Origin of the sequence: Enterococcus sp. AZ170, from assembly GCF_050545135.1 — a bacterium.
GTDB classification, from domain to species: Bacteria; Bacillota; Bacilli; order Lactobacillales; family Enterococcaceae; genus Enterococcus_L; species Enterococcus_L ureilyticus.
In genome coordinates, this window is the sequence record NZ_CP172947.1 from 2,550,722 (window position 1) to 2,563,508 (window position 12,787).

At 36.1% G+C, this 12,787-nt stretch carries 11 protein-coding genes and 1 pseudogene; all 12 read right to left on the reverse strand.

All coding sequences use genetic code 11. From position 1 onward, the window contains the following. Positions 1 to 48: 48 nt before the first annotated feature. The 12 genes and pseudogenes from IGJ55_RS12325 to dltA all read right to left on the reverse strand — a co-directional run bounded on the left by IGJ55_RS12325 (position 49) and on the right by dltA (position 12,774). Positions 49 to 927: a phytoene/squalene synthase family protein gene (locus IGJ55_RS12325; RefSeq protein ID WP_430606580.1), complete on the reverse strand. Its 879-nt coding sequence runs from the start codon at positions 925 to 927 to the stop codon at positions 49 to 51. Continuing rightward, on the reverse strand, positions 908 to 2,404 hold the full coding sequence (locus IGJ55_RS12330; protein ID WP_430606581.1) for a phytoene desaturase family protein: 1,497 nt from the start codon (positions 2,402 to 2,404) through the stop codon (positions 908 to 910). The genes IGJ55_RS12325 and IGJ55_RS12330 overlap by 20 nt, the downstream gene beginning before the upstream one ends. Before the next feature lie 215 nt (positions 2,405 to 2,619). After that, on the reverse strand, positions 2,620 to 3,624 hold the full coding sequence (locus tag IGJ55_RS12335) for a lipoate--protein ligase (RefSeq protein ID WP_430606582.1): 1,005 nt from the start codon (positions 3,622 to 3,624) through the stop codon (positions 2,620 to 2,622). A 12-nt stretch (positions 3,625 to 3,636) separates the two neighbouring features. Next, positions 3,637 to 4,377, reverse strand: coding sequence for an MBL fold metallo-hydrolase (locus tag IGJ55_RS12340; protein WP_069641071.1), 741 nt, complete (start codon positions 4,375 to 4,377; stop codon positions 3,637 to 3,639). A gap of 144 nt (positions 4,378 to 4,521) precedes the next feature. Next, positions 4,522 to 5,412, reverse strand: a pseudogene (locus tag IGJ55_RS12345) (IS3 family transposase); the annotation flags it as partial. Further along, on the reverse strand, positions 5,400 to 5,930 hold the full coding sequence (locus IGJ55_RS12350; protein ID WP_429948989.1) for a helix-turn-helix domain-containing protein: 531 nt from the start codon (positions 5,928 to 5,930) through the stop codon (positions 5,400 to 5,402). The gene IGJ55_RS12350 and the pseudogene IGJ55_RS12345, both read right to left, overlap by 13 nt. 255 nt (positions 5,931 to 6,185) lie before the next feature. After that, positions 6,186 to 6,983: a DUF975 family protein gene (locus IGJ55_RS12355; protein ID WP_429948987.1), complete on the reverse strand. Its 798-nt coding sequence runs from the start codon at positions 6,981 to 6,983 to the stop codon at positions 6,186 to 6,188. Between the two features lie 21 nt (positions 6,984 to 7,004). Then, on the reverse strand, positions 7,005 to 8,087 hold the full coding sequence (locus IGJ55_RS12360; RefSeq protein ID WP_429948986.1) for a M42 family metallopeptidase: 1,083 nt from the start codon (positions 8,085 to 8,087) through the stop codon (positions 7,005 to 7,007). Between the two features lie 413 nt (positions 8,088 to 8,500). Continuing rightward, complete coding sequence (gene dltD / locus IGJ55_RS12365) at positions 8,501 to 9,769, reverse strand: D-alanyl-lipoteichoic acid biosynthesis protein DltD (RefSeq protein WP_429948984.1); 1,269 nt, start codon at positions 9,767 to 9,769, stop codon at positions 8,501 to 8,503. Next, positions 9,769 to 10,005: a D-alanine--poly(phosphoribitol) ligase subunit DltC gene (dltC, locus tag IGJ55_RS12370; RefSeq protein ID WP_069640965.1), complete on the reverse strand. Its 237-nt coding sequence runs from the start codon at positions 10,003 to 10,005 to the stop codon at positions 9,769 to 9,771. Before dltC ends, dltD begins: the two co-directional genes overlap by 1 nt. 49 nt (positions 10,006 to 10,054) lie before the next feature. Further along, the gene (gene dltB, locus IGJ55_RS12375) at positions 10,055 to 11,260 is read right to left on the reverse strand and encodes a D-alanyl-lipoteichoic acid biosynthesis protein DltB (RefSeq protein WP_069640964.1); all 1,206 of its coding nucleotides are present in this window, start codon (positions 11,258 to 11,260) and stop codon (positions 10,055 to 10,057) included. After that, positions 11,257 to 12,774, reverse strand: coding sequence for a D-alanine--poly(phosphoribitol) ligase subunit DltA (gene dltA / locus IGJ55_RS12380; protein ID WP_430606584.1), 1,518 nt, complete (start codon positions 12,772 to 12,774; stop codon positions 11,257 to 11,259). The genes dltB and dltA overlap by 4 nt, the downstream gene beginning before the upstream one ends. Between the last annotated feature and the right edge of the window lie 13 nt (positions 12,775 to 12,787).

Sequence of the window (12,787 nt, forward strand, 5' to 3'; positions counted from 1 at the left end):
GACTTAAACTAAAAGCAATCATAAAACATTTAAAGGGTATCCATTATCCTATAATGTTTTCAAATAGTTTTTTGCTTTTTGGTACAATTCAAGTTGCTGACTTTTCTTCACGAAGTTTCTCTTATTAAAACATTGATAGTTGCTTTGCCTAACTGAATTTAAAATACCTTTGTAAAAATAGATAGATAGTAACAGCGCTTCTTGACAATCTTTGTGGATAGAAGCTAGCATTGTTTGGGCTTTTGAGTATAGTTGCTCAGCTCTTGTTGCCTCGTATTCCCATAATTCTATAAAAGAATCATTGATGATGCCTTTTTCCAACGAATCAAGTGAAACATCAAATCTTTCCATGATTTCCTTTGGAAGATAGATTCGCTGATTATTGTAGTCTTCTCCGATATCTCTTAAAATATTCGTGATTTGCATGGCTTCACCTAATTGGATTGCTTGGCTTCTTATTTCATCAGGACGATCAGAAAGAATTGGCAACAACATCAATCCGACTGATCCTGCGACATAGTAAGAATATTCTTCTAATTCAGTCTGTGTTTCAGGTTGTTGAAACGTCCAATCCATCTCTTGCCCCAATAACATATCATAAAAAGACTGTTGATTCATTTCATAGGTTTCGAATACTGGCACTAAGGCTCTCCAAAAATAACGATCTGGAATTTTCCCTGCTAAAAAGTCATCTAATTCACGTTTTAATTTGTTTAAACGATCCACATCACGGAATACATCAATGCTATCATCTGCTTCACGACAAAAAGAATAAATAGCAAAAATACTTAGTGCTTTTTGCTTTGGAAGTTTAGAAAAGGCTTTATAAAAACTTTTTGAATGTTTGCGAATCGTTTCCTCACACAAAGCGAAATCTGATTCGTACATTGAAAATAGTTTCGTTACGTCATCTTTTCTTTTTATCATCTTTCAACAACTCCTCCGCAGCTAACTTAGCGCTTGTTAAAACAATCGGAACTCCCGCCCCTGGATGTGTACTACTACCGCAAAAATAAAGGTTATCTGCATAATCGAATTTATTATGAGGACGATAATAGTTACTTTGTTTTAAGGTCGGTTTCAGTCCGAACGTTGCACCATTATAAGCATTAAAATTTTGCTTGAACTCTTTAGGTGTATAGACAGATTCATAAACGATATGTTCTTCTATATCAGAGAAAATAGTTTCTTTTTTGACTAAATCGAGAACGTTTTGTCGAAATGCCTGCGTTGTTGATTCGTTCCAATCCACTCCTTGTGAGAGTTCAGGAACAGGCACCAAAATATAAACACCTTCATGCCCTTCTGGCGCTAAACTTTCATCGATTGAAGACGGAACATAAATATAAAATGAAGGGTCATTTGGTAATTTTCCATCTTCAAAAATATCATTAATATTTTTTTCAAAATCTTCAGCAAATCGAATCGTATGAAGTGAATCCACTGGATATTTTTTATCCAGACCAAGATAAAGAATGAAACATGAACAGGAATAATCCAACTTATCAATTTTTTTATCGGTATATTTTCCTCTAGTCTTTTCATCTGGTAACAATGACTTCATTGCATAAGGAAAATCAGCATTACACACGACGTAATCACTCGGGATAATGCCCTCTTCTGTCCTGATTCCTGTTGCTTGTTTATTTTCTATGATGATTTCTTTAACAGGTGTATTAAGGTGTATCGTACCACCAAGCTCTTCAAAAGCTTTGACCATTCCTGTAGCCAAGGTATACATCCCACCTTCAATAAACCAGATGCCATAAATTAGTTCAATCATAGGAATAATTGTATAAAGAGAAGGACCATTATAAGGAGAAACCCCTATGTAAAGAGTTTGGAAGGCTAATGCTTTCCGTAATCTTTCGTCTTTTACAAATTTTGAAATAGAACTATAGGCATCATTAAATGTGTGTAATCTAAACCCATCAATCAATGATCTCGGATTATAAAAATCCCAAAAAGAACGAAATGATTTCATGATGAAAGCCTTTTTCGCTATTTGATACCGTTTATAAATACTTGCTAAATATTCTAGATATCCTTGCATATCCTCTTCTGAAATACCTTCTAAAAGTGACGTTAAAGACACTAGATCCGAAGACATGTTCAACGTTTCTTCATTTGGAAAGTTCAAGGATAACATGGGATCAACTTTTTTCATCGGTATATATTGATCTGGGTCTTTCCCACATTGTTCAAAAACTTCACGATAAATTTCAGGCATCATTACGATGGTCGGACCTACGTCAAAAGTAAATCCTTGTTCTTTTATTTGGTACATTTTACCACCGACTTGTTCATTTTTCTCGTACAAATGAACATTATACCCTTCGTGTTGCAGACGAATAGCTGCTGCTAATCCTGCAGCTCCTGCACCAATTACTATAACTTTTTTCACTATTATACACCACCAACTCGTTTTTTTAAGTATATCCTTATCAATTGATAATGTAAATTATTTAGATTTTTTAGGAAAAAATCTAAATAAATGAGATAAAACGAAACATCCTATCCTAGTGCCTTATAATCTGAATGAGTGAGGTAAAAATAGAAGCGCGCATTGCTTGTTTTTAAATAAAAACAAGCAATGCGCGCTTTTCACTATTCTTTCGTTTAATATAATAAGTTTACCAAGTCTTCTTTTTCAATGTTACCAAAATATTTTTTGATATCAATCTGATCAACTGTTGCTTCGATTGCTGATTTTTCATATTTTGTACCAGTCAAAATATCTTCTACATCTTTGATTTCACCGAGTCCAAAGAAATCGCCAAAGATTTTGATTTCTTTGATTATTCCCTCTTCTACATTCATCTGAGCATCGATGGAACCAATCGGAAAACGCTGATGACGTTCTAAGTTAAACGCTGGTGACTTGCCATAATTCCAATCCCAATTACGATAGTATTCATCGGAAATTTTGTTGATTTTTTCCCAGTCTTCATCCGTTAATTCGTATGTTTTTACTTGATCAACGGCGTTTACACCAAATATTTTCAATAAAATATCTTCACGAAACTCTTCTGTCGTCATTTCTTGCTTATCCGCTGGTAAAAACGGTTTGATGTTTGTCACTCGAGAACGGACAGATTTAATCCCTTTTGATTCTATTTTATCTTTGCGAACTTTTAATGTGTTCACTACCTCATTGATATCACTATCAAACATCAAAGTACCATGCGCAAACATTCTCCCTGCCGTTGCATACATCGCATTTCCAGAGAACTTCATTCCATCAATAACTAAATCGTTGCGCCCTTTTAATTCAGCACCCGAAACACCTAGCTCATGGAGTGCTTGAATAATTGGTTGAGTCACTTTTGCAAAATCACGGAAAGAATTTCCATCATCTGGCATGATAAAACTAAAGTTCAAGTTTCCATGATCATGATAAACAGCTCCACCACCACTTAAACGGCGAACAACATGAATGCCATGTTCATCTACATATTCTTTGTTGATCTCAGCAATCGTATTTTGGTTGCGTCCAATAATAATGGAGGGATCATTAATATAGAATAGGAGAATCGGTTCATCTAAAGATTTTTCTTTTAATAAATACGTTTCAATTGCTAAGTTGATTCTTGGATCATTATTTTCATTTGGGACAAAAATCATGTTTACCACTCCTTAAATTTTAATCACTAAATTTTTCTTTGCTAAACTAACGGACACATGGCTACCAGCGGCATTTTCAGCTTGTCTTCTTAGTTCTTCTAATGAACCATGTTGCGGTAAATGGGTCAGAATAAGATTTTGGACATGTGCTGCTTTGGCGATTTCTCCAGACTCTTTGGCAGTAAAGTGAGCATGGTGGTGTTCGTTTCCTTCAAACAAATAAGTATCTGCTAAAAAAACATCTGCATCTTTCGCAAAATCAACAAAACTTTCCAAATAGCCCGAATCACCAGTGAAAACAAACACTTTACCTGTTTTTTCCTCTACAAAACGCATCGCATAACAAGGAACTGGATGAATGGTTTTCATGAAGGTTATGAGAAAGGGGCCTAATTTTAATTCCTCTGCTTCAAAATAAGGGACGGCTTTTGATACCCCAGACATATTCAACGATTCAAAATGAACAGCGTCATCTGTATGTCCATAAATTGGCAATATAGGTGTTGGTTCCATCACTGGATATAATTGACGGTAATACTGCAGCACACCAAGATCAGCAATATGATCGTAATGATAATGGGACAAAATCACGGCATCTAGCTTTAAGGGATCAAGATGCTCCTCTAAATTGACTAAGGTTGTGCTTCCAGCATCTAACAACAGCTTAAAATCGTCTGATTCTATCAGGTAAGAACTGGTTCCTTCTCCTTTATACGGATAAGCGCCTAAGCAGCCCAAAATGGTTATTTTCAATTTCATCTACCTCCTTGATTCGTCTTCACCTAATGGTAACACAAAAAAGGAAATCATTGACAGAAACAAACATGATAAATCAAAAAAAGAGTCTGGGACATAACTCTACGAGTTATGATGTGCGCCCTAAAAGTTGTACGTAGATTAACCTGTCATTCGACTGGTATGAATTCGGTATTGAACCGGACTCATACCAGTCAATTTTGCTTTTATCCGATGATGATTGTAATAATCAATATAATTTGTAACTGCTCGTTTTAATTCCTCAAAGCTAGAAAAACTACGGCCATAATACATTTCTTGTTTCATTAGACCAAAGAAATTTTCCATTAATGCATTGTCCAAACAATTTCCTTTTCGTGACATACTCTGGTATAACTTTGCTTGCTTCAATTGTCTAACATACTGTTGATTTTGGTAATGCCACCCTTGATCGGAATGGATTGTTGTTCGAACGTTGGTCTTTTTACTTTCTTTAATGGTTGTTTTTAAAGGAATCAATACGCAATCCAACGTTGGTTTTTGCTGAAATTGATAGGCAATGATTTCTCCATTAAAACCATCAAGAAAAGGACTGAGATAGGCTTTTCTTTTTAGTTTAATTCCTTCGGAATTTCGTTCAGTATAGTGGAATTCTGAAATATCTGTAAAGATTTTTTGTTTTGGAATCGTGCTAAAGAAGCGGCGATTCACCTTGTTTTTAGCCAAGGTTCCCACCAAACCTTTGTAAGATCGATACCTTCTTGAACGACGTGTAAAGCTTATACATACTAAGTTATATTTCTTCATAATTCGTCTGATTTTCTTATGATTGATTTGATAGCCCCTATTCACTAAAGCCAACTTGATTCGACGATAGCCATAATTGCGATCATTCTCTTCAAAAATTGTTTGAATCAATTTCTCTATGTGAGTCATTTTTTCTTCGCTCATTATCTTTTTCCAGTAATTGAAGGTAGAACGCGGTAGCTTAATCGCTTGTAATACATGATCTTGACGATACTTTCCAATAAGTTCTATGGCTATTCTGGTTTGAACTCGTCTTTTCGCTTCGCCATAATAGTCTGTTGGAAAGTCCGTAGCTTTTTTAAATACTCGACCTCGATTCGCAAACGTTCATTCTCACGCTCTAATTCCTTTTCACGAGATAGTTTGCTTGTTTCTTGCTGTTTTTTTGTTGGTTTGTTCATCCTTTTTTTGGGTCTCCCTTTTTGATTGGACAGAGCAGTTTGACCACCAGCGATGTATTTCCTTTGCCAACGAGAAATCATCGACCCATTAGGTAGCTTGAATTGTCTTGCTACTTCACCGAAAGAAGCATCTGTCGTTTCTATAAAGTGTAATACATCTCGCTTAAATTCACTAGTATATTTTGTCAGCGAACGGCGTCTTTTGAGCCCTTCTTTCCCAAATAATTGATAGGAGTGTTTCCAATTGTAAATTAAGGCATTTGATGGGAGTCCGTATTTTTTAGCCAAGGCTCGTCCGCCCAGAGGGCCTTCTAGGTACTCTTTCACTAGCTTTAATTTGAATTCTACCTCATAATAACTCATAAAAAATAACCTCCAAAAATTGTATTTTTCACGTACAACTTTTGGGGGTCACATCATTATCTCTCAGACTCAAGGAATTCGTATAAACGGTGCGAGCAGAAGTAATTCCTTCTTATTTCTCGGGATTAAACACTCCTGTCCCAACCTCTTTACTTTCTTACAAAGCACTTAGACTAAAGCTGTTGAACCAACGGTCGTTTGCTATTTTAATCTACTAAAGATATATTTTTCAATTATCGATAAGTTACTAAATACTTATTCTACAACTGCCGGTGCCCCTTTTTCTTCACGAGCTGTATCGTAAAAACTTGCGATAGCAACGTCATGATAAGGAAACACCCAAAACAAACCGATTCCAAAAACTAAAGCACCGATAATGAACCAGCCGATAAAAGAAATTTGTAAAAGTAAATATTGACCAAAACGGCCTTTCATCAAGAATAATGCGTATTTAAGAGTATCCCCGACAGATAGCTCTGGATCATCCATTTTTACCCAAATAGCAAATTGGAAGACCCCACTAATAAAGACCCCAATTAAAATCATTAAAAATCCAAAACCAATTAGCAGTAAACCCAAAAAGATATCTCCACCCATTTCAGATTGAATGTGATCAACAGAAACGGTGTTAAACATCAAGCCAAAATACAGTGTGACTCCTGAGAAGATAAGGACTGGTAATAACAAAATTAAATTCATCACTAATTCAACAAGGTATTGGATAAGATTGATCAGCAACATTGGAAGATAAAACTTGCCTTGAAAAATAGTTGTTAACATGCCCGACTGAACTTTTTTACCACGTAATACTTGTAACGCACAATAATAAGTACCATAGGTAATCGCAAAAAAGAGAAAGTTATTTAGCAAAAATGACATAACATTACTTCCAGCACTCTCTTTCGGTAGATTGGCAATACCGCCAACTACTGAACCAATCATAAAACGAATAAAGGCAGCTAAAAAGGTAATCCAGGCCATCGTTCCCCATTGATCTTTTAATGATATTCGAGCTTGCTCTCGATGCATTGCATTTGTAATTTGACTCTTCATGTGAAAATTCCCCTTTTTAGTTTAATAACTGCGAAGCTTATCTACAGTTTCTTTATCTAGTCGTTTCACTACTTCTGTTACTAATTTGACGGTATTTAAATAATCGTCTTCATGGATTATTGATGTGTGAGAATGTAAATAACGAACTGGAACTGTGATTGCTAATGATGGTACGCCATTTTTAGTTAGATGCATTCTACCCGCATCGGTACCACCACCTGTAATGACAGTGTATTGGAACGGAATATTATTTTCTTGTGCCACTTGGATCACAAAATCGCGTAATTTTTTATGTGGAATCATCGACGCATCGAAAATCAAGATTTGTGGGCCTTTTCCTAATTCAGAGTCTGCTTCTTTAGGCGTCATGCCTGGCGTGTCCCCTGCTGTTCCAGTATCAAGTGCAAAGGCAATATCTGGGTCAACTAAATGCGTACTTGTTTGTGCACCGCGTAAACCAACTTCTTCTTGTACATCACTTCCTGCAAATAAGATGTTCGGATGTCCTTGTGCGGCTAGATTTTCCAATACTCTTAGTGATACCGCCGTACCAATACGATTGTCCCATGCTTTGGCTAAGATAAACTTGGTCCCATTCATCCGACGATATTCAATGTAAGGCGTGATCATATCTCCTGGTTTGATGCCCCACTCTGCGACTTGTTTGTCACTAGATGCACCAATATCGATAAACATATCTGCAACATCATAAGGTTGTTTTCTCGCTTCTGCTGTCAAAACATGTGGTGGTTTGGAGCCGATCACACCATGAAATAAATCTCCTTTGCCTGTTTTGATTTGAACTTGTTGTGCCAGCATTACTTGTCCCCACCAGCCACCCAGTGTTTGGAATTTAATAAACCCTTGTTCTGTGATTTGAGTCACCATAAAACCAACTTCATCTAAATGTCCTGAGAAGAAAATTTTTGGTCCTTCTTTATCACCGACACGTTTTGCAATGATACTGCCTAAACCATCATACATGATTTTATCTGCAAAAGGTTCAGCATATTTTTTAAATAGCTCTCTGACTTCTTCTTCGTTGCCTGGTACTCCTTTAGCAGTGGTCAAGTCTATTAATAAACGTTCTTCTTTTTGATCCAAAATATTCCCTCCTAAATTTAAAAGTTGAACGAGCTCGTTCAGCCTTGGTCCGACTCAATTATCATTAATCGTATTATATCACTTCTTACCATTCTTGAAAAACTAACTGAATAATGAAAAAAGTGATAGAAACAGCCTCCAACTGAGGAGCTTCTATCACTATTTGGCTTTCACTAAAAAATTATCTTTTCTCTATTTTTTTCCAATTGAAGTTTCAGACGTTCCCTCTGATATTAACGGTTCAACCAGACTGATTACAGGAACCAAACTATTAGTAACCATGAAAAACATTACCAACACTACTAAAAATTTAATTTAAATAAGACTCAAGGAATCCGTATAAACGGTGGGAGCAGAAGCAATCCCTTCTTATTTCTCGGGATTAAACACTCCTGTCCCAACCTTGCTTTTAATTATTTTATCTTTGAAGGTTCTTTTAGTTGCCATTCTTTTGAATAATATGATGGATCGAGCTGATAACTTGGTTTTTTAGCTGACTCTTTTTCAAGAAAAGGTTGAATTCGTTGATCCGCAGCGAGCCAACCACGCCAACCTAAATGAATCGTATCTGCCATAAAATATTGCGTATCACAATCTTTAGTAAAATCTGCAATATTGGTGAATCCTTGACTAGTCAATTGATATTTGACCTTTTTTGCGAATTCTTGCAACATTTCTTGAGAAAGTCCTGTAAAATCCGACCAATGCTTGTTCACGGGTGGGATAATAAACAATACTTCAGCATTCTCCTGAGCCAACTGGCTTAACACTAGTTGTAAATCTGAGAACTCAGGCGAGAAACGATAATCATATTTCACCTGTGAATTTTCTAAATGATTTAATTTCTTTTTTAGTCGTTTATTATAAAAGGAATTAGAAATTTCAAAAGAATTATTACTAGTAGCCTTTTGACCAATCTCTGTCGCTAAGTGGTCTAATTCATTAATATTATATTCATTAGGTAATTTTTGTTCAGCTTTTTCAATCGCTTTATCTTTGCTTACCATACCAATTTTTCCAAATAATTCATCTTCATGGGAAAACATATTGATCATCAAATCAATGTACTGCTTGTCTGATTTACTTGGTAATCGTTCTGAGATAATATCGTTTAAAGCACTATCTAAACGTTTATCTTCTTTTACTTTTGGAAAATCCTTTAAGCGCTTAGCTAGATAAATATCATCTATCGTTATCTTTTTCAAATCACTGACCCACTGATAGGTTTGTAACTCAGAATAATAGGCATTGAAGTAATCATTGGTTACGCCGTCTTTCACAAACCACTGAGGTGAGAGAATAAAAACTACTTTTTTATGCGAAAGGTTCTCCCCCATGGATTGCATCATCAACGCCTGTGTTAAAGATTGTGTACCAGGAGCACCTAATAAAAACGGGCGATAATTCCGATCATATTTTTCTGCTAAAACAGAAGGATGAAACGGACTAATCCGACTCAATTCAGATGAGCCAAAGAATGGAATATAATCCTTTGAACCTATTGCCTTATTTTTGATTGCATTTCCTCTTAATACATTCGTTGCCATAGAAGTGGAAGCATTCGATAAAACACGTTTACTCCCCATATCAATTTTAAACGGTGCAAAGAAAAAAATGACTAACAGAACCGCAGAAATCAAGATTGGCCCAAAGATTCCAAAGATTTTTTTCTTCATGCTCATTATTGTAATGCTTTCACTTGTTCGATAACTTTATTAGGGGTGTTCCACAAATCGCGGTCAAATTCTGAAACTGGTACTTGTACACCTAATTGTCCATCGATTTCAACTAACAGCTGAACTGTTGCCAGCGAATCCATCAACCCTTCTTCAAATAAATCAACCTCTCTATTTTCTTTTACTTCATCTGTTCCCGCAATTTCTTCTAAAATATCTAAAACTGTTTCTTCTATATTCATGTGTTATTCTCCTTCATTGTACAGCTGTTAACTGTAAGTTATTTTGTTTTTATTTAAAGAATAATGTATCTAAAAATCCTGAAAAAATCAAGAAACTAAAGCAAACTGCATTAAACGTTAAGAAAATCGCAAACGCATGGGTGAATTTATTCGAAGGAATCTGTTTCTTATGTTTCTTTTTAAAACGCAGCCACGCATCTGTCAAACAAATCAGTGCGGCATGGTATAATCCGTAAGCCAGATAATACCATGTTAGCCCATGCCAGACACCCATTAACAAGAATAAGGCAAAATAACCAACATTTGAAGCAACGATTCTACTTTTAAAGACTTTTTTCTTGATCAAAGTAAACATTAAGCGCATATACACATAATCGCGGAACCAAAAAGATAAAGTCATATGCCAACGATTCCAAAATTCCTTGATATTCCAACTCAAGAAAGGTTTGTTAAAGTTAATGGGTGTATCGTACCCCATCAAATAACTTGTACCAACTGCAAACAAACTGTAACCAGCAAAATCAAAAAACAAATACATGCTGTAAATATACATATAAGCAACTAATTCCCAAGAGAAACCACCTGTCTTTATAGCCATCTTCGCTACAACTGGCATCAATACTTGGCCAAAATAATAGCCAATAATAAATTTATATAAAAATCCTAGAAAAAAATTATGAATTCCTTTTCCTAGAAAGTCGACATATTTTTCAGGTGTCGGCGGATTTTCCACATCTTTTTCAAAACGTCGGTAGCGGTCGATTGGACCCGACGAAATTGTTGGAAAGAATAATAGGAATTCAATATAACGAAAAATATTATATTCTTTGATCGAACCATCACGCATTTCCATAATGATTTGTACCGATTTAAACGTTAGATAAGAAATTCCTAAAAAGCCTAAAAGTGACGCATGACCTGAAACAAAAGGTACAACTTTTACTAAGGTCAGCGGCAAAATGGCTAAAAATACAGCTAAATAAAAAATTAGACTTGCATTTTTCTTTTGACGATAATGAAAGTAAAACCAGACTAGAATCGTCTGCCAAATAACATAAACGATCAACGCTACGCCTTGTTTCCAGTCCTCACCGCCAAAACTCATATATAAAAATAATAACGTGATCAACACTTGATACCATGCCCAGCGTTTTCCTTTGATCAATAAGGTGAGAATCATTGGTGCTAGAGCGATCAGTAAGTAAATAAAATAAATTGGATTCGCATAAGGAATCATATGGGGAAAGTCGATCATGTTGCGTTCACCTCATTTGTCAATCCTTTGCGGTCGATCTTTCCATTAGCTGTCAGTGGCAATTGTTCTACGTAAATAAATTTCTGTGGAATCATGTAATCCATTACAGATAAACTTAATTCTGCTTTGATGGCTTTTGTTAGCTTAAATTCCTTTTCAAACTCATGTGGATGGGCAACTACAAAAGCGACTAGTTGCTGAACTTTATGATTTTGGTATTTTGCCACGACTGCTGCCTGTTTCACATAAGACACACTCGCCAAATGATGATCGATATCTTCAAGTTCGATGCGATAGCCATGTAGTTTCACTTGAAAATCGATCCGTCCATCATAAATCAACATACCTTCTTGTAATTTTCCAGCATCACCCGTACGATACGCTGATTGACCTTGATACTCAAAAAAAGCATCTGCCGTTTTTTCTGGATTATGCAAATACCCTTTAGAAACGCTTGGCCCTGCGATCACGATTTCGCCTACTTCTCCAGCAGAAACTTCCTTTTTCCCATCCATGATATAAACAGTCGTATCCTCTTTTACATGGCCGATTGGTACACGATTATATTCGTTCAAAAGTTCTTGTGTGATCTTTACACTAGAGATAGCAACAGTGGCTTCTGTTGGTCCATACGTATTAAAAATATGTGCTTTAGGGAAACGTTCCAATAATTTCTGAGCCGTTGCTTTAGGCAACTCTTCTCCGCAAAACAGAAATAGCTTCAAACTATCAACATGTCCTCCATCAAATGTCGGTTCCATCAAACAAATATCTACAAACGATGGTGTCGAAACCCAAACTTCGATTTCTAAAGTCGGCAATACAGTAAACAATTGCTTAAAGTCGTTGATAATTTCTTTTCCCATCGGCGTCAACGAACCGCCAGAAGTCAAGGCAGGATATAAATCCATTACAGATAAATCAAATGAGTAAGGTGCCTGTGATAAAAAGCGCATCCCTTCAGTGATGCCAAAATCAGTCAGTTCCCAATTCACAAAACTTAAAAGGTTCATATGGCTAATTTGGACGCCTTTTGGGACACCTGTTGTGCCAGAGGTAAAAATAATATAATAGGTTTCTGTTTCCAGCACTGGTTTTAGAGCTGATTCAAGCGTCCACGTCTTAGCGTAAATAGTGTGAAGTTGTTCTAACGAAATGATTTCAGCATTCGTCTCCACCTTAGGCCATTCTCTAACAGAAAAGATCACTGCAGGATCTGCGACATCCAGTATCATTTCAACTCTTTCCTTTGGTGTATGTGCTTCAATTGGGATATAGGCGTGACCAGCTTTTGACGCCCCTAAAAAACACGCGACCATTTCATATTCTAATTCACCGTAAACGACTACTGGTCGAGATCGTTCTATGTTTTTTTGTAAATATGCAGCAATTGCATCGGAGTCTTCCTTCAATTCTCCGTAAGTATACGTTCGATTGTTTTCAATATAAACGGGGCGGTTTGGCTCCTTCATCCCCCAACGATCGATTGTTTCAATAATATTTAAAATCGTCATGAAGTATTTCCTC